Source organism: Pseudoalteromonas sp. SR44-8 (genome assembly GCF_014163635.1).
In the GTDB taxonomy this organism is placed as follows: Bacteria; Pseudomonadota; Gammaproteobacteria; order Enterobacterales; family Alteromonadaceae; genus Pseudoalteromonas; species Pseudoalteromonas rhizosphaerae.
In genome coordinates, this window is record NZ_JACJDS010000022.1 from 44,732 (window position 1) to 62,347 (window position 17,616).

Genomic DNA, 17,616 nt, shown 5'->3' on the forward strand with positions numbered 1-17,616 from the left:
AGAAGTGCTCGCAGAAGGCGCGCATATATTAAGCGTAGTAAATATTACTTTAAAATCTAGTTAACTGTCCCTTGTTTTGGTCTAAAGTTTTTAAATAAATAGGATTATCATTAAGTCAAAAAAAAGGCTGATTTTTCAATCAGCCTTTATGCGGTCATTACTGATTTACTCTACATCAAAATGACGATTAAAGAAGTTAGTGATTGTTTGATGCAAGTGAGTTTGCACTTGTTTACCCCGTAAGCTGTGCTTGGAACCAGGATAAGTCATCATTTCAAATTGCTTTTCGTTATCTTGCAATTGTTTAAATAACTTAGTGGCATGGGTAAACAATACGTTATCGTCGGCCATACCATGGTAGATCATTAATGGCCCTTTCAAGCCATCTGCGTATGGAAATACCGCACTGTCTGCATAGCCTTTGGCATTTGTATCAGGATGTCCTAAATAACGCTCGGTATAGTGAGTATCATACAGTGCCCAATCAGTCACTGGCGCTCCAGATACACCTGCTTGAAAATAATCACCAGCTTTAAACATGGTCATTAATGCCATATAGCCACCGTAACTGTGACCATAAATACCAATACGTTGTGGGTCAACATAATCAAGCGTACGTAAAAATTCGACGCCTTTTATTTGATCAGCCACTTCAACCACACCTAAATGTTTGTAAATGGCATCTTCAAACTTTTTACCACGATTATACGAACCACGGTTATCTAATTGGAACACTACATAACCTTGCTGTGCCATATATTGGAAATATAAGTTTTTGCTGCGCCAACTATTGGTTACGCGTTGTGCGTGCGGGCCGCCATAGACATTGACAAGAACAGGGTGTTTTTTACCATCATTTACCGTTGCAGGTTTAAATAAACGATAGTGCATCACTTGACCATCATCAGCAGTCAAAGTGCCATATTCAGGCTCAGCTAGATCAGCAAGATAAGGGGTCAGAGGATGGTTTTCATCAAGTTTATTTTGTTCTAACCAAGTAACAAATTCACCGTTTACTTTACGCAGTGCAGCTGAGTTTGGCTTGTTGACCGATGAACTGTTATCAATAAAAGTTTTACTGTCTTTTGCCATTACCACATTGTGATAAGCACCTTGCTCAGTGATACGTTTAATATCGCCCTTTTTAAACAGTGGAACACTGTATAGCTGGCTTTCCAAAGGCGTGTCTTTGCGTCCGGCAAAGTAGACAATGCCTTTTTTCTCATCAATACCTTTTAAGCTATCAACCACCCAGTCACCATCGGTGATCTGACGCACTAACTTACCATTGGTACGATATAGATATAAATGCTTAAAGCCATTGCGCTCAGAGGCCCAAACAAAATGTTTTTTGTCTTTCAAAAACTGTAGATCAAAATGTAAGTTGATCCAGGTATCACTAGTTTCTGTTAAGGCGACTTTTTGCTCTGTTGTTTCGCTGTTATAAAAGCGCAATTCTAAGTTGTGCTGTGAGCGGTTTTGCCACTGATATGATAGGGTTTTGTCATCTTCTAACCATTTTGCACGGGCAATGTAAATGTCTTCGTCTTTACCTAAATCAACCCAATCAGTTTTTTGATTATCGAGCTTAACCACACCAAGTTGAATTTTTACATTATTAGTGCCGGTAAATGGGTAGCGTTGGTTAAACAGTTTCACTTCATCAGCGTAAATTTCATTGCGGATAGCTTCTTTAACTGGGCTTTCGTCAATGCGAGTGAAGGCTATTTTTGATTCATCACCAGACCACCAATAACCTGTCATTCGGCCCATTTCTTCTTGCGCGACAAACTCCGCCATGGCGTTTTTGATCACACCGCCGCCATCTTTACTCAGCTGAATTTCTTTACCTGATTTAAGATTTAGCGCATAAAGATTTTGTTCACGGACAAACGAGACAAAGTTTCCTTTTGGTGAAAAGCGTGCGTCGGTTTCAAATGCCTCAGTATCGGTCAGTTTACGGCTTTTTCCTGCTCCTAGCTCGTAATAATAGAGGTCACCATTAAGTGGAAATAACAAGGCTTTACCGTCTTTAGACCATTTGTATTCTAAAATACCTTTACCAAAAATACGTTGGCGCTCACGGCGTGCTTTTTCTTCGTCTGAGAGGTTTTCGGGGCCTGAAAAAAGTTTGGCAGAGTCGACTAAAATACGATTTTTGTTATCTTTTAAATTATATTCCCATAAATCATAACGGTTGTAATCGTCGCTTTTACCTTGCAGGTAGGTAACTCGGCTACCGTCTGGTGAAAACTTAAGCTGTACAGGTGCTTTACCCGCTAAACTTGGATCATCAAAAATACGTTCTAAAGTAAGAGGCTTAGCTTGCACTGTGATGGCTGTTGCCACCAAAGGTAGCAAGTATGAGAGGTGTTTAATTTTTTTTAACACGTGTTTACCTTCGCTCGAATAAAAACTGCAACGATGGTAAAGCCAAGCGTGGGCAACTGCAACTAAATGCTATAAAGTAGCGAAAATGTAATGCACTTAATTTGTAAGGAATAAAAATGACCGTTGAATTCTCTTTAGCCCCAGAACTTGCACGTGATTGTATTGAACTGGCCGATTGGCCATTATGCAAAGTGTTACTTATGAATGATAGTCAATACCCGTGGTTTATTTTAGTGCCTCGTAAAGCGAATTTAAAAGAGAGCATTGATCTAAGCGAGTCTGAACAGCTATTGCTAATGCAAGAGTCAGCGAAGTTAAGTCGGCTCCTCAAGGAGGTACTTAACCCAGATAAACTTAATGTCGCAGCGCTTGGTAACATGGTTCCACAGTTACATATTCATCATATTGCCCGCTATAAAACCGATGTCGCATGGCCTGCGCCAGTATGGGGGAAGTATCCCGCTGTGCCTTACAGTGAAGAGCAATTGGCACGTTTAAAAACACATTTTTAATCGTGGTTGAGTGTTTATATAACAGAATTTTATCATGGAATTATGACTTTTAGTTGGGTGAAAATAGACTATGCTTAGGGTCACTAAGTTGTGGCTGTTTATTACATTCAGTATATAAGGATTGCAAATTAACGGATGAAAGCTTTTGTATTGTTTACCTTGTTAATTGTATTTTCGCATCACAGTGCTGCAAATACATTTTACTTTGTTGGTACCACCTTTCCGTCGGTACTTGAAAAAAATGAACAAGGTCAAATAGAAGGCTTAGGCGCCGACATCGCAGGTGAGATTTGCCTGCGTTTAGGTTGCCAAATTAAAATTGATATTTTGCCATTTAAACGGGCGCTAAAAATGATTGAACTTGGCAAAGCTGATGCATTTATAGGCCCTTATAAGTCGGCTATTAGAGAGCAATATATGGTTTATAGTGAGGCTGCTTTCTATCAAGATCCGCTGGTTTTTTATGTCAAAAATAGTAATGAATTCCAGTGGCATAATAATTTAGAAACATTAAAAGAGTTATCGGTAGGATTAACAAGAGGTTGGAACTATGGTGACGATTTTGAGCAATATAAAAGTCAGTTGGAAGTTTCTGAAGTGGGTACTGTAGAAGCCAGTTTTTTGCAATTAATTCATGACCGTGTCGATATTATAGTGACTCATCCAAGAGCCGCACAGCTCGTTATTAAGCAGTTAAGTTTAGCTAATCAAGTTAAACAGTTACAACCGCCATTAATTGTTAATAAAGGCTATTTTGGTTTTTCAAAAAAACGTAATTTAAATGAGTTTATTACCTTATTCGATAAAGAATTAAATAATATGATTGCTAATGGTGAAGTAAAAAAAATGAGTGAAAAATATGGTTTAGCATTCCCGTAATAGCAATATTGAATTAAAAAAGGCGTTTTAGGTGAGCCCTTAAAACGCCTTTTTAGTATTAATTATATTATTTTAAACCTAACTCTTTCTTACCTTGTTTAAAGGTGACATCTACAGGAATATTTGCTTGGCTTAGTTTTTCTAAATCTTTAGCAAGTTCCACTTTGATATCACCATGTGTGGCAATCAGTTGATCGACTTTCTCATAATCACCATCACCTTGTAAGGTTAAGATCAAACCAGATAGCTTGGCCATTGCTTGGCCCATTTTTTCCATATTTACGCTGTAAAGGCCTTGCTCATTTTTAGAGAATGCACCTTCTTCTGCGAAAAAGTTAAAGCGGATCATATTTGCTTTACCATGGGCACTTGATGCGCCAAAACGCACTGAGCGGAAAATACCGGCCATAAAAGTGATGTAATAATCTTCAAGTGTTCCCTCAGTGATCTCACCTTTTTTGAGTAACTGCTCAACCATGTACAAGCCTAAGATATCGGCTTTGCCTTCTTCTAAAGCACTGGCATGTTCTTGTAAAGACTGACGAACAGTGCCTTTACCTGTGATAGTATTTTTTATCCCTAAACCATGAGCGACTTCATGGAACATGGTATTGGCAAAAAATGCATCGAAAGTAATGTGTTTACGTTGCTCAGGAACAATTAACTGCTCAGCAATTGGCACCAATATTTTATCAAACTTAGCGCGCATAGCATTTTTCAGTTGTAAACGGCGAGTGCCTTTTTCAAGTTGTACTTGTTCGTCATTTGGTAAGTTAATAGCAATAGTTTTACTGCCAGCATTAGAATGGCCTGCGTAGTAAACAACATCATATGCATTTAAGTCCGCATCAGAGCCAGGCACTTCTTGTTTGTATTTGCCATCAACAGGGAGGCCTTTTTGTAGCTCTGGTAAAAATGCTGCAAATTTAGCAAGGCGCTCTGACCATGCTAAATCTTTCACTAATACATACGATTCGAAGGCTGCGCGAGAGCCGAACAATTGATCTTCATAGGTTTCGATTGGACCAATAACGATATCGATGGGGTTGTTCTTCATGTCCATCCAAGCAAAGTCTGATGCTTGATAATCATCGTTTTGTAGTGCATCTGCACGTAAATTCAGGTAACTAGCAAACTCTTTATCATCGGCAAGCTTGCTCGCCTCACGTAATAAGTTAGCCGCTTTTTCAAGGGCTTGAGCATATTCAACCGAATAGGCAACGCTATATAGCTTGCCTTGCTCATCTCGCTTAATGACTGAATACAGGCCATTTTTATCTGCTACGTCAGCCTTGTTTAGCTCTTCTTTAGTGATATCGGCTGGATAAAATTGAGCTCCGGCTGTTTTATCTTCATAGCCTGACAAAAAGACTTGATCGCCATTTAATCTATCCCATGGTCCATAGTTAATATCGGCAAATTTTTGTACTTTAGGATCATTGATTTTGGCTAAAAATGCCGCTTTATCTTCACCAAATGCTTGGCGCCAGAATAGATCATCCATAATTTTAGACGCATCAATAAGTTTTGCTATTAACGCTTTTTGGTTGTCGCTTAAATGTGATAAATCAGTCGTTAAACTAAAATCGGTATAGATATCAAGGCGACTAGTGTCAGCGTTAACAAGTTGTGGGCCGCTATCTTGTACTTGCTTAATTGAGGCTGCTGCGTCAGTTGACGCTTTAGGTGCGCTGGCTTGATCTGAACATGCACTAAGAAAAACGGCACCGGTGAGAATAAGTGCTTGGCTAATTTTATTGAGAGTCATTATATTGCCTGTTAAAAAGTAAGTTTAATTATAGATACCCTTGAGAGGGTATTTCGCTTCCTTGTTATGCCAGCATTAAAGCAAATCTTATGCGTAAATAGCAAGTTTCCTGTGTTGTGATGGTCTTAGCGAAGGGATATAAACTGTAGTAGAAAAATAAACTAATATAATTTCTGTAATTTTCTTAACTTTAGCGGTAACTTAGACAATACTGTATTTATAAAAAATAAACATTCCATGGTTTGGGTGTATTAACAAATCAATACAAAAGGATGGCACATTTATGTCAACAGAAAACGCACTACTGACCATTTTGGTTGATCGTATAAATAATGACACGTTAGTTTTACCCACCTTGCCTGAGGTTGCGGTTCGTGTACGTCAAGCTGCCGATAATCCAGATGTAAACTTAGCGCAAATGGCTGATGTGATCTCTCATGATCCGGCATTAGCAGCACGGATGATAAAAGTCGCAAATAGTGCTTTTATGGGGCGAACAGTTAAAGTTTCTAATATAAATCAAGCGGTAACGCGTATTGGTCTGCGTCAAATCAAAAATATCGCAACAGCAATGGCGATGGAGCAACTGTTTGTTTCAAATAATGAGCTGATCAAAGGTTACATGGATAAGGCATGGCAGAAGACCTTAAAAGTAGCATGTCACTCAATTACTGTGATGGAGTTTTTCCTTAAGAAAAACAAGCAGACCTCATTGAATCGTGACACCATTACACTGGCATCACTAGTTTATAATATTGGTGTATTGCCTATTTTGACTGAAGCGGAACGTCACCCGGAAGTATTTGCCAATCCAAGCTTTTTAGCGCATGCGATTCAAAAGCTTAGCGGTAAAGTAGGGGGAGCCATCATGCGTGCTTGGGAGTTTACTGATGAATTTGTTGAAGTAGCAGAAAGCTGGGCCAATCCTAACTATCGCCCAGAGCATATTAGCTATGTTGATTTCATTCGTATTGGCGCGATTATGGAAGGTATTTTACAAGTTTCAGATAAGTCTGCAGCATTACAAACTTATATTGATAAAGGTGTGATCCCATCACTTGATATCTTCTCAAGTGATGAATATAACGATATGCTCGATGATGTGAAATCGGTATTTAGTTAAGTTAATTCGTCAGTTAAAAAAAGCGCCAATAGGGCGCTTTTTTAGTATTTAAAACTTAGTCAAAATTTAGGCTAAATCTTCCACGTCACCTAAACCAGCCGTAAGTTCTTCTAGCATTAGTTTAATTTCTTCAGAGGCGAGAATAAAGTCAGCATCAAGTTTGACCAACATATCTTCTTTAGGGATGTCGGCGTTTTCTTCTTTTAATGTTTCAGAGTAGCTTAAGCGCTTAATAGAGCCATCATTTTGCAGCATGAACTTCAGGCGCTCTTGCCAATCTAGTGCAAGTTTTGTTACTCGCTTACCGCTTTCAAGGTGCGATTTAACTTCATCACAGGCTAAATCATGGCCTTTAAGCTTAACTTGAGCACCGCTATCGTCTGCTTCTTCAAGCTCTGCGTCAGAGCCAATAGCAAAGCCCTCAGGTGTACTGAAGTTAGTTAACCAGTCCGTTAAAAACACATCTAAGTCATAGTTTGCAAATGCAGGAACTACCGGCAATGTACCTAGTGATTTGCGAAGTAGTGCTAGTAACTCTTCTGCTTTATTAAAGCTACCACTGTTGACGACTACCCAGCCATTTTCTTGGTCAATAAAGGCAAACTGTAAACTCGACTTTTTAAAGGCTTGCGGTAATAAGCTATGGAGGATATTTTCTTTGAGCTCGTCTTTTTCTTTTTTCTTAACAGGGCGATTTTCTTCTGCTTCGATAAGTTCTATTTTTTCAGCAACCATATCGTTGATAACGGATGCAGGAAGTACTTTTTCTTCACGTTTAGCACAAACCAAAATACTCTTTTGCGAGAAATGGGAAAGGGTATCACCATGTTTACCAAAGGCTTTGGTCCAGCCAAATGTACTTAAATCTTGACTACCGCAAGGGCGAAATAAATCTTGCTCTAAGGCTTTCTCAAAGTCTTCTTGGGTGTACGACACGTCTTGCTTAAAGCGGTAACAAATAAGGTTACTAAACCACATAGGGAGATTGATCCATTCGGTAAATTTACCCAATCATAACAATAAAAAGCTGATGCGCAAATGACTGATTGGCCAAACGTTTAGCAATTAAGCAAAGTGTTAGGCAAACAGTCTCGGCGCATTAGTTATTAAATATAGACAAAGGTTTTGGCATGTCTTTAGGGAAACTAATATGATAATGCAAGCCGTTCCCCGGTGAGCTTGTCGCATCGATTTCGCCGCTCAAGGTTTGCTTGACCAAATTGAAAGTAATGTGTGTGCCCAGACCACTGCCGCCTTGATCGCGTTTAGTCGTAAAAAACGGATCAAACAGTTTTTCAAGTTGCTGTTCGGTAACGCCATTGCCATTATCTTTAAAGTCGATAATCACTTGGTCATCTTCATCTTTAATAGCAATGTCTATAATGCCATTGCTGACACCATCGAATCCGTGGATCAATGAATTCATAATCAAATTGGTAAAAATTTGACTGATAGCACCAGCAGGTAGATTTAAGGTTAAATCTACCGGGCAATCTAAATTAATATGATGACTGGTATTTTTTATCTTAGGGTGTAATGAGCGAATAATTTCACCTAGATATTCTTTTAGGTTGATAGTTCGCACAGCTTCACTGGCTTGATCAACCGCAATTTGCTTAAAGCTGGCAACCAGCTCTGAAGCACGGTCTAGGTTAGTGGTTAATAGGCTAGTACTTTGTTTGGCATCATTAATAAACTCCTCAAGTGCTTTAGGCGAGAGTGTTTTCTCTTTGTAAGCGTTTTCAATTTGTATTAAACGCTCTTGCAAAAAGGATGTGGCAGTAACCCCTATACCGACCGGGGTATTGATATCGTGGGTAATACCGGCAACTAAACCACCCAAAGCGGCCATTTTTTCTGAGCTGACTAAACGCTCTTGCGCCATATTGAGTTCATCAACATAACGTTGCATTTCAGTTTGTTTAGTTAGTAGCTCTTGCTCAGTATGGCGACGCAAATCAACTTCTTCGGTGAGCGTTAGTTTTTGTTTTTCCAACTCGTATTTTTGTTGCTGTAAATCCATCATAGCTTGACTTAAATTTGATGTTTTACGTGCCACTTCTTGTTCAAGTTGTAGATTTTGCTGATCGAGCTTTTCGTTACTTATTATCAATGCTTTTTGAGTTTGTTCAAGCTCTTTGCGGTATTGCACAACTTTATCGATCAACTTATTGAATGATTGTTCCATTACTTTTAATTCGTTGTGCTCAGTTGTTTCAATTTCGATATGTTGACCTTCGAGGTCATCTAATTGAAGATCTTCAATTTGCTCTGTTAGTTGTGCTAGAGGTTCAGTGAGTAGTTTTCTAAATGCCATTAAGAATAAGATGATTAAAAATGTAGTTTTGATCATCGCATTGCCAATTAAAAAATAAATTGAGATCATAATGCGACTAAATACCACTTCTCGGCTCGAAAATAGCGTGACATCACCAACTTGGGTGGCGCGGCCAGAAAATTCAAAGATCAATGGAAAGGTATAACCGAATAAGCCAGATGGAGTATCTTCGATAATCGCTTCTTCTTGTACTAATTGTTGGCTATATAGCTCGCGAATATCGAGTGAGCGACCTAATTGTGAGATTATCTCGCCGCTATCATCACGTACAATAATACCCTCAATCATTGGAATTGCTAATAAGCCTTCTGCTGTGGTGATGGTTTGTTTAGTGTTTAGCTCCCAAATAGCACGGGTTAAACTACGACTAAATGTTTTTTGTAAGGTCGTCAGTTCGTCACGTATATAATCTTTCGTGTTTACATATTCTGCAATAACTTGCCCGCACGTGACTACAAAAGTTAATAAAAAGTAGACGGATAACACGCTGGTAAGTAGCTTTTTTGATAGGCTTTTTTGTAGCATCGGTGGCCTATAGCTCCTTTATTTTTTTTACAAAGCTTAATTAATACCCTAGCAACGAGTACACTCAGTATTAAAGTTAGCTAATAAATGTTTAAAAATAAATAAAATAATCTTATTTAACAGTACAAACATTGTTAATTTTTCTTTTTTTAGCAAAAACTTAAGCTTATCGCTGTTAAATTTTTGTGTTATAAAATCACAACATTACTACAACATCGTTATTTATTGAGTGATAAGTTGTCTGCTCAGTAATCTATTATCCGTATTTTTAGTTGTCTATATTATGAATTTTTCCGTACTGGTGTGTGATGATTCAACAGTAGCACGCAAACAAGTTATACGCTGTTTAAATGAGTGTATCTCAGCAGATATTATGCAAGCAAAAAATGGCCGTGAAGCGTTAGAGTTAATGCATATACATAACTTCGATTTACTGTGTCTTGACTTAACTATGCCCGAAGTTGATGGAGTACAAGTTCTTGAAGGTATTAAAGCACAAAAAATTGAATGCTTTGTGCTGGTAATTTCGGCAGATATTCAACTTGAAATGAAACAACGCGTCGCTAAGTTGGGAGCTATAGCCTTCGTTGATAAGCCGATAGATAAAACAAGATTAAATGAAATACTGCATAAATTTGGCATTCATTAGATTTCTTTATAATCAAAAGGCATAATTTATCTTTTTATTTGGGGTTGACAGAATAGCCCTGTTTAAGGCAGTCTAAGGGCTATGAAAACAAATAATCACGCATTGACCATTATTATTACAACCACCATTCTTACTGGATAGTGGCATAGGTCGGTGCAACAAATTTAAAGGCCTGTGTTCACAACGAACACAGGCCTTTTTTCGTTTTATGGGATGAGGAAACATAAAAAATGCGAGTATTAAAATTTGGTGGGTCGTCACTTGCTGACTTTGCCTGCCTACAACAGGTAGCACAGTTAGTTAAAGCACAATTAAAAGACGAAATGTTATTGGTGCTATCCGCTCCAGGTGGCATGACCGATTCATTGGTTGCACTGGCAAGCGCTGCTGAACAAGGACTTGATTATGATACACAGTGGGACGCATTAATTGAGCGTTGCCAAAGCTTAAAAGCAGCCGTTGAAGCTGAATATGGTAGTGTTCAAAACTGGCCTGATTTAAACGAACTGCAAAATAAGCTAGCGGGTGTCAAACTCATCCAATGTTGTCCAGATCAAGTGCGTGCTTATGTTATTAGTTTTGGTGAGCGCATCAGTGTATCACTGATGCAGTGTCTATTAAGCTCACATAACGCCCACTACCTCGAAGCAACCGATTGTATTGCATCAACTAATGGTCATATTGATGCAGAAGCTGATCTAGTGGCGAGTAAAATTCGTTTTCAAACGGCTTTAAAAGCTAATCCTGCGACTATTTATATTATGCCTGGCTTTACAGCTAGCAACGAACAAGGCCAGCTAACTACACTGGGACGTAATGGCTCAGATTATTCAGCCGCAATTGCCGCAGCGTGTTTAGAAGCTGAAGTATGTCAAATTTGGACTGACGTTGATGGTGTGTACAGTGCTGATCCGCGTTATATCAAAAAAGCCACTAAAGTTGATTTTTTATCATATAAAGAAGCGATGGAGCTTTCTTACTTTGGTGCCAAAGTTCTCCATCCTAAAACAATTCTACCGTGCGCTAAAGCTGGCGTGCCGTGTGAAATTAAAAATACCCATAATCCGGATGCACAAGGATCACTGATCAGTAATGATAATGTGTCATCGGAGCCGGTAAAAGCGTTATCTAGTTTACAAAATCTTGCGATGCTAACGGTTTCAGGCCCCGGCATGAAAGGTAAAGTAGGCATGGCATCAAAAGTTTTTAATGCCCTTGCTCACGATAATGTTTCGATTGTACTGATCACTCAATCGTCATGTGAATTTAGTATCAGCTTCTGTGTCCATGAATCAGATTTGCCATTGGCTCTTGAGGCATTGCAAACTGCGTTTGAGCTTGAATCACAGGCGGGACTAATTGAACCTGTACAAGTGCAGCGTAATTTAGCAATCGTTACTTTAGTGGGTGATAATATGCGCGCTCATAAAGGCTTAGCTGCTAAATTTTTCGCATCACTTGCCCAAGCACAAGTTAACATTGTCGCTATTGCTCAGGATTCAACTGAAAGTGCAATTTCAGCAGTGATTGACGGCGAGCTGTGTAATGATGCTGTAAAAGTGTGTCACGAAAATTTCTTCACTCATATCCCATCAATTGATGTATTTTTATTAGGCTGTGGTTTAGTTGGCCAAGAACTTATTAAGCAGTTAGAGCGTCAGCAAGCATGGCTTGAAAAACGTAATATCAAACTAAACTTGTATGGTGTTGCTAATTCACGTCAATTACATCTTGATAGCGAAGGAATTGCTTTTGACGATTGGCAGCAAAAGTTGGCAGCATCAGAACAACCGTTTGACCTCAAACTGGTTGAACAATTTGTTAGGCAAAATCATTTAATCAATCCAGTGCTGGTTGATTGTACGTCTTCAGATGCTTTAGCGGCTCAGTATGTAGACTTTTTGAATGCCGGTTTCCACGTTGTGGCTGCAAATAAAAAAGCCAATACAAGTTCATATGCTTATTACCAAGATTTAATTACAGCAACGCAAAAAAATAATCGTAAGTTTTTATACGAAACAAATGTCGGTGCAGGTCTTCCAGTAATCGATAACTTACAGTCACTGTTTGGTGCTGGCGATGAGTTACTTGAATTTAGCGGAATTTTATCCGGTTCATTGTCATATATGTTTGGCGCATTGCAAGATGGTTTATCACTGTCTGAGGCAACCATTAAAGCAAAAGAGAGTGGTTTTACTGAGCCAGATCCACGTGATGATTTATCGGGCACTGATGTCGCGCGTAAGTTATTAATTATTGCCCGCGAAGCAGGTATGAAATTAGAGTTGAGCGATATCGAAGTTGAATCAGTGCTTCCTTTGGGTTTTGCCCAAGGTGATAACGTTGACGAATTTATGGCTAAATTGCCAAGTTTAGATGCTGCGTTTAATGACCGTATTCAAAGTGCTGCAAGTGAAGGCAAAGTGTTGCGTTATGTTGGTACTATCAAACAAGGCCACTGCAAAGTAGGTATTGAAGCGGTAGATGAAAAGCATGCTCTGGCTGTTATTCGTGACGGCGAAAATGCCTTAGCAATTTTGAGTGCATACTATCAACCACGTCCATTTGTTATTCGTGGTTATGGTGCCGGCTCAGCAGTGACTGCGGCCGGGGTATTTGCTGACATTTTAAAAACGTTATCGCGCTAGGAGAGTATAATGATCGAAGTATATGCTCCAGCCTCAATCGGTAATTTTGCAGTTGGTTTTGATGCCTTAGGTGCTGCGCTTGCTCCTATTGATGGCACGTTATTAGGTGATGTTGTTGCGGTAAGTTCTAGCGAGCTTGACGAATTTATATGCTCTGGGGATTACGCAGATAAACTACCAAGCGATGCCAGTGAAAATTTAGCGTATCAGTGTTTAGTGCATTTTCGTGAACATGTAGCGCCAACCATGCCAAGCGTTAAACTGGAATTAAAAAAGAACTTACCAATTGGCTCGGGTCTTGGTTCAAGTGCTTGCTCTGTAGTAGCCACATTTGCGGCGCTGGATCAGTTTGCAGGTACTGCACTGAGCCAAGTGCAGTTAATTGAATTAATGGCTGATTTTGAAGCGATTGTCAGTGGCGGTCGTCATTACGACAATATCACTCCGTGTTACTTGGGTGGTTTGCAGCTTACTGGTGATTTAATTCCAAATAAATCAATTGCTTTACCGGTTGATGAGCGTTGGTATTACGTAGCGGCTTTTCCTGGTTTTTCACTTAATACCGCTAAAGCGCGTTCAGTGTTACCAAAACAGCTAAGTATGCATGCGAGCGTTGAATTTGCGCAGCGCTTATCAGCGTTTAGTACTTTATTGTTAACTAGCCGATTTGATGAAGCACTCTCCATCATGAGTGATGAAATAGCGGAGCCGCATCGTGCGCCACTGATCAACGGTTTTAGTGAAGCTAAAGCGGCGCTGCCAGAGTTTGGTGCTGAGATTGTCAGTATCTCAGGTGCTGGTCCTACATTATTTACCGTGTGCAAAACGCTTGAAGCTGCACAGCAATGCGCACAGTGGCTTGAACAAAACTATATTAATGAGCAAGGCTTCTGCCACATTTGTAAACTCGATAACGTCGGCACGCGTCAGCTATAAGAATTTAAGGAACTAATAATGCAATTACATAATTTAAAAGATGATTCTCAAAAAGTGTCGTTTGTTGAAGCGGTTAAAACAGGTTTAGGACGTAATCAAGGAGTATTTTTCCCTGAATCGCTCGCGCCTTTAGCTGATGTTGATAGTTTACTCGATATGGACTTTGTTACTCGTAGCAGTAAGATTTTATCGCATTTGATTGGTGATGAATTACCTGCTGATACGGTTGCACAAATGGTGCAAAATGCCTTTAACTTTCCTGTTAAATTAGTTGAAGTTGAAGACAATATTTATTGTTTAGAGTTGTTCCATGGGCCAACGCTTGCATTCAAAGACTTTGGCGGTCGCTTTATGGCTGAGTGCTTGGCACAATTTAGCCAAGGTGAAAAAACCACAATACTCACAGCAACCTCAGGGGACACTGGGGCAGCTGTTGCGCATGCGTTCTATAACAAGCCAAATATTGATGTGGTTATCCTGTATCCAAAAGGTAAAATCTCATTAGCACAGCAAAAATTGTTTACTACTTTGGGTAATAATATCCATTGCTACGCTGTAGATGGTAGCTTTGATGATTGCCAAGCGATGGTTAAAAATGCCTTTTTAGATGATGAAGTTAAATCTCGCTTAGGTTTAAATTCAGCTAATTCTATCAATATAAGTCGCCTTGTTGCACAAGTATGTTATTACTTTGAAGCAATAGCGCAATTACCAAAAGAGCAGCGCGCCAAAGCACATATCTCAATACCTAGTGGTAACTTTGGTAATGTATGTGCGGCGATGATCGGTGCGGTGATTGGTTTACCGGTCGCTAAACTTAGCGCTACAACCAATCAAAATGACACTGTACCGCGCTTTATCCTTGATAAAAACTGGGCGCCTAATGCCACAATCGAGTCATTGTCTAATGCCATGGATGTGAGTAAACCTAATAATTGGCCACGTGTACAAACCATGCTTGATAACAAATGGTTTAGTTATGATGATTTTTATTCAACTAGTGTTGATGAAAATGATACCCAAGCAGTGATGAAAAAAATTCATCAAACAGGCTATGTTGCTGAACCACATACAGCGATTGCTTATCAGGGCCTAAAAGCTAACTTAGCAACTGATTCTGCTGGTATTTTTCTGGCAACAGCGCATCCGGCTAAGTTTAAAGAAAGTGTTGAAGAGATTTTAAATATTGAACTTGAAATGCCAAAACCACTAGCTGATGCATTAGCTAAACCATGCTTAGCCGAAGATATCGCAGATGATTACGATATCCTGCGTGAAATATTATTAGCTAAACTAGGTTAGTTTTTACCCGCTCAGTAAAACTAAAAATAAACGGCATATGTGAAAGCAATGTCGTTTTTTATTGCTTTAAATTGTACTTAATAGCAGTAATGGAAAATTAAACTATTGAACGTGAACGGCGGTTTAGCACTCGTAAACAAAAAATTAAAATGGCTATAAGGCAGATCATAATCCCTGCAAGTATAACTAATTCATTCGCTACCCAATGGATTAGGAGTAATCCGCACATAAATAAAATAAATGGTTTAAATTCATAATAATAAAAGTGTTTGTTAACTTTAATGCGATTTACTTTATGATCTTTACGCCGTGAATTTGAGCGTAATCGCCAAATGTTGGCACCATTGAAGAATAAAAAAATACCAATGGCTGTTGGTAAAACAGTGCTGAAAAGTAAAATGCAAAGTCCGCCAACAATGATATAACAATAAGGAATTGATTCGTAGATAGGTTTAGCTAGCATAGTAAATTAGTTCATCATCCATGATTACATTGGTATCATAATAGTGTAAACAATCGCGAATGCAACAGATTAAGGTATAAATAATGTAAATGTTATTTGCTTTTATTCATTAAAATTTCTGATGCTTTAATAAAAAAATATCATTACAAAAACACTGTGAATTAAATTCAATCCCTGTTTAAATATGTTCATCTTTACACCATAGGCAAATTGACGTTTTCAGCGTATAATTCAGCCTTCAAAATACCATACACGTTGCCCTAGGAGCCCCCATGTTAGAACGTAGCATGAATATTTCGGATTTCGATCCAGAGTTATTTGAAGCAATCACTAAAGAGACTGCTCGCCAAGAAGAACACATCGAGCTTATCGCATCTGAGAACTACTGTAGCCCACGCGTACTAGAAGCGCAGGGTTCACAGCTAACAAACAAATATGCTGAAGGTTATCCGGGCAAGCGTTACTACGGTGGTTGTGAGCATGTTGACGTGGTTGAACAACTAGCGATTGACCGTGCCAACGAATTGTTTGGTTCAGATTATGCTAACGTTCAGCCTCACGCAGGTTCACAAGCAAATGCTGCTGTGTTCTTAGCTTTATTAGATGCTGGCGATACAGTGTTAGGTATGAGCTTAGCTCATGGTGGTCACTTAACGCATGGATCACATGTAAGCTTCTCTGGTAAGCTTTATAACGCAATCCAATACGGACTTGACGAAGCGACTGGCGAGATTGATTACGCACAAGTTGAAGCACTTGCACTTGAGCACAAACCAAAAATGATCATCGGTGGTTTCTCAGCATACTCAGGTATTGTTGATTGGGCTAAATTCCGTGAAATCGCTGACAAAGTAGGCGCTTACTTGTTTGTTGATATGGCTCACGTTGCAGGTCTTATTGCTGCTGGTGTTTACCCAAGCCCAGTACCACATGCACACGTTGTTACTACAACTACGCATAAGACATTAGCCGGCCCTCGTGGTGGTTTGATTATTTCTGCTTGTGGCGACGAAGCTATTTATAAAAAGCTTAACAGTGCAGTATTCCCTGGTGGTCAAGGTGGTCCTTTATGTCACATTATCGCTGCCAAAGCAGTGGCATTTAAAGAAGCATTACAACCAGAGTTTAAAGTATACCAAACTCAAGTTGTGAAAAATGCTAAAGCTATGGTTGCAGTAATGCAAGAGCGCGGTTATAAGATCGTATCTGATAAAACAGAAAACCACTTGTTCTTACTTGATCTAATTGATAAAGACATCACTGGTAAAGACGCAGATGCGGCTTTAGGTAATGCTAATATCACCGTAAATAAAAACTCAGTACCAAATGACCCACGTTCACCGTTTGTAACGTCTGGTTTACGTATTGGTTCACCGGCAATCACACGCCGTGGTTTTAAAGAAGCTGAGTCTAAAGAGCTTGCTGGCTGGATCTGTGACGTACTAGACAACATCAACGATGAGTCAGTACAAGCACAAGTAAAAGAGAAAGTTAAAGCAATCTGTAAAAAATTACCTGTTTACGCTTAATTGAGTTACAAACAGTAATTTAGATCACAATAGCTTAGTTTTTTGCTATTATAAAGGCCGCCTAAAAGCGGCCTTTTTTGTTTTTAACGGAAGCTGATACCTATGCATTGTCCATTTTGCACCGCAAAAGATACCAAAGTGATTGACTCGCGTTTAGTGGGAGGTGGCCACCAAGTAAGGCGACGCCGTGAATGCAATGAATGTCATGAACGCTTTACTACCTTTGAAGGCGCAGAACTTGTAATGCCTCGGGTGATCAAACAAGACGGTAGCCGTGAACCTTTCAATGAAGATAAACTCCTTAATGGTCTACACCGCGCATTAGAAAAACGCCCCGTCAGTACCGAGCAAGTTGATGAAGTGGTCAATATTATTAAATCGCAATTACGTGCCACCGGCGAGCGTGAGATTTCCAGTCACCTGATTGGCGAATGCATTATGGAAGCGTTGAAAAAACTCGATAAAGTCGCTTACGTCAGATTTGCATCGGTATACCGTTCATTCGAAGATATTCGTGAATTTGGTGAAGAAATTGCCCGTTTGGGAGAGTGAT

13 protein-coding genes are annotated in these 17,616 nt (G+C 39.3%); 9 read left to right on the forward strand and 4 right to left on the reverse strand.

The features are described 5' to 3' along the window. Positions 1 to 165 precede the first annotated feature (165 nt). Positions 166 to 2,391 (reverse strand): S9 family peptidase, encoded by a 2,226-nt coding sequence (locus H5183_RS12530; protein WP_145241162.1) that lies wholly within the window; start codon positions 2,389 to 2,391, stop codon positions 166 to 168. A 116-nt stretch (positions 2,392 to 2,507) separates the two neighbouring features. Here H5183_RS12530 and H5183_RS12535 point away from each other — a divergent pair, with 116 nt between their 5' ends. Both H5183_RS12535 and H5183_RS12540 read left to right on the forward strand, forming a co-directional pair. Beyond that, positions 2,508 to 2,903 carry an HIT domain-containing protein gene (locus H5183_RS12535; protein ID WP_145241160.1) on the forward strand — a complete coding sequence of 132 codons (396 nt, stop codon included), beginning with the start codon at positions 2,508 to 2,510 and terminating at the stop codon, positions 2,901 to 2,903. A 135-nt stretch (positions 2,904 to 3,038) separates the two neighbouring features. Further along, positions 3,039 to 3,782 carry an ABC transporter substrate-binding protein gene (locus tag H5183_RS12540; RefSeq protein WP_182731829.1) on the forward strand — a complete coding sequence of 248 codons (744 nt, stop codon included), beginning with the start codon at positions 3,039 to 3,041 and terminating at the stop codon, positions 3,780 to 3,782. Between the two features lie 67 nt (positions 3,783 to 3,849). Here the strand turns inward: H5183_RS12540 and H5183_RS12545 are convergent, their stop codons facing one another. Beyond that, positions 3,850 to 5,550 (reverse strand): dipeptidyl-peptidase 3 family protein, encoded by a 1,701-nt coding sequence (locus H5183_RS12545; protein ID WP_182731830.1) that lies wholly within the window; start codon positions 5,548 to 5,550, stop codon positions 3,850 to 3,852. A 283-nt stretch (positions 5,551 to 5,833) separates the two neighbouring features. Between H5183_RS12545 and H5183_RS12550 the strand changes: the two genes are divergently transcribed. Beyond that, positions 5,834 to 6,673, forward strand: coding sequence for an HDOD domain-containing protein (locus H5183_RS12550; RefSeq protein ID WP_145241153.1), 840 nt, complete (start codon positions 5,834 to 5,836; stop codon positions 6,671 to 6,673). Between the two features lie 66 nt (positions 6,674 to 6,739). On the opposite strand, the gene rdgC is transcribed toward H5183_RS12550, so the two are convergent. Together rdgC and H5183_RS12560 are read right to left on the reverse strand one after the other, a co-directional pair. Next, complete coding sequence (rdgC, locus tag H5183_RS12555; protein WP_145241151.1) at positions 6,740 to 7,651, reverse strand: recombination-associated protein RdgC; 912 nt, start codon at positions 7,649 to 7,651, stop codon at positions 6,740 to 6,742. 121 nt (positions 7,652 to 7,772) lie between these two features. Continuing rightward, positions 7,773 to 9,536 carry a HAMP domain-containing sensor histidine kinase gene (locus tag H5183_RS12560; RefSeq protein ID WP_145241149.1) on the reverse strand — a complete coding sequence of 588 codons (1,764 nt, stop codon included), beginning with the start codon at positions 9,534 to 9,536 and terminating at the stop codon, positions 7,773 to 7,775. 283 nt (positions 9,537 to 9,819) lie between these two features. Between H5183_RS12560 and H5183_RS12565 the strand changes: the two genes are divergently transcribed. The 6 genes from H5183_RS12565 to nrdR all read left to right on the forward strand — a co-directional run bounded on the left by H5183_RS12565 (position 9,820) and on the right by nrdR (position 17,615). After that, entirely contained in the window at positions 9,820 to 10,185 is a 366-nt protein-coding gene (locus H5183_RS12565) for a response regulator (RefSeq protein WP_182731831.1), read from the forward strand. A gap of 230 nt (positions 10,186 to 10,415) precedes the next feature. Then, on the forward strand, positions 10,416 to 12,833 hold the full coding sequence (thrA, locus tag H5183_RS12570) for a bifunctional aspartate kinase/homoserine dehydrogenase I (RefSeq protein ID WP_182731832.1): 2,418 nt from the start codon (positions 10,416 to 10,418) through the stop codon (positions 12,831 to 12,833). A 9-nt stretch (positions 12,834 to 12,842) separates the two neighbouring features. Then, positions 12,843 to 13,769, forward strand: a complete 927-nt coding sequence (gene thrB / locus H5183_RS12575) for a homoserine kinase (RefSeq protein ID WP_182731833.1) — start codon at positions 12,843 to 12,845, stop codon at positions 13,767 to 13,769. A gap of 18 nt (positions 13,770 to 13,787) precedes the next feature. Continuing rightward, the gene (gene thrC, locus H5183_RS12580) at positions 13,788 to 15,071 is read left to right on the forward strand and encodes a threonine synthase (RefSeq protein ID WP_182718314.1); all 1,284 of its coding nucleotides are present in this window, start codon (positions 13,788 to 13,790) and stop codon (positions 15,069 to 15,071) included. A 735-nt stretch (positions 15,072 to 15,806) separates the two neighbouring features. Further along, the gene (gene glyA, locus H5183_RS12585; RefSeq protein WP_145241140.1) at positions 15,807 to 17,063 is read left to right on the forward strand and encodes a serine hydroxymethyltransferase; all 1,257 of its coding nucleotides are present in this window, start codon (positions 15,807 to 15,809) and stop codon (positions 17,061 to 17,063) included. Positions 17,064 to 17,165: 102 nt separating this feature from the next. Next, positions 17,166 to 17,615, forward strand: a complete 450-nt coding sequence (gene nrdR, locus H5183_RS12590; RefSeq protein WP_016708083.1) for a transcriptional regulator NrdR — start codon at positions 17,166 to 17,168, stop codon at positions 17,613 to 17,615. The last annotated feature ends 1 nt before the right edge of the window (position 17,616 follow it).

Coding starts and splice junctions, on each gene's coding strand:
- H5183_RS12560 (WP_145241149.1), bottom strand. CDS start 9,536: ATGCTACAAAAAAGCCTATCAAAAAAGCTACTTACCAGCGTGTTATCC.
- H5183_RS12550 (WP_145241153.1), top strand. CDS start 5,834: ATGTCAACAGAAAACGCACTACTGACCATTTTGGTTGATCGTATAAAT.
- glyA (WP_145241140.1), top strand. CDS start 15,807: ATGTTAGAACGTAGCATGAATATTTCGGATTTCGATCCAGAGTTATTT.
- thrC (WP_182718314.1), top strand. CDS start 13,788: ATGCAATTACATAATTTAAAAGATGATTCTCAAAAAGTGTCGTTTGTT.
- thrA (WP_182731832.1), top strand. CDS start 10,416: ATGCGAGTATTAAAATTTGGTGGGTCGTCACTTGCTGACTTTGCCTGC.
- rdgC (WP_145241151.1), bottom strand. CDS start 7,651: ATGTGGTTTAGTAACCTTATTTGTTACCGCTTTAAGCAAGACGTGTCG.
- nrdR (WP_016708083.1), top strand. CDS start 17,166: ATGCATTGTCCATTTTGCACCGCAAAAGATACCAAAGTGATTGACTCG.
- H5183_RS12540 (WP_182731829.1), top strand. CDS start 3,039: ATGAAAGCTTTTGTATTGTTTACCTTGTTAATTGTATTTTCGCATCAC.
- H5183_RS12565 (WP_182731831.1), top strand. CDS start 9,820: ATGAATTTTTCCGTACTGGTGTGTGATGATTCAACAGTAGCACGCAAA.
- H5183_RS12545 (WP_182731830.1), bottom strand. CDS start 5,550: ATGACTCTCAATAAAATTAGCCAAGCACTTATTCTCACCGGTGCCGTT.
- H5183_RS12535 (WP_145241160.1), top strand. CDS start 2,508: ATGACCGTTGAATTCTCTTTAGCCCCAGAACTTGCACGTGATTGTATT.
- thrB (WP_182731833.1), top strand. CDS start 12,843: ATGATCGAAGTATATGCTCCAGCCTCAATCGGTAATTTTGCAGTTGGT.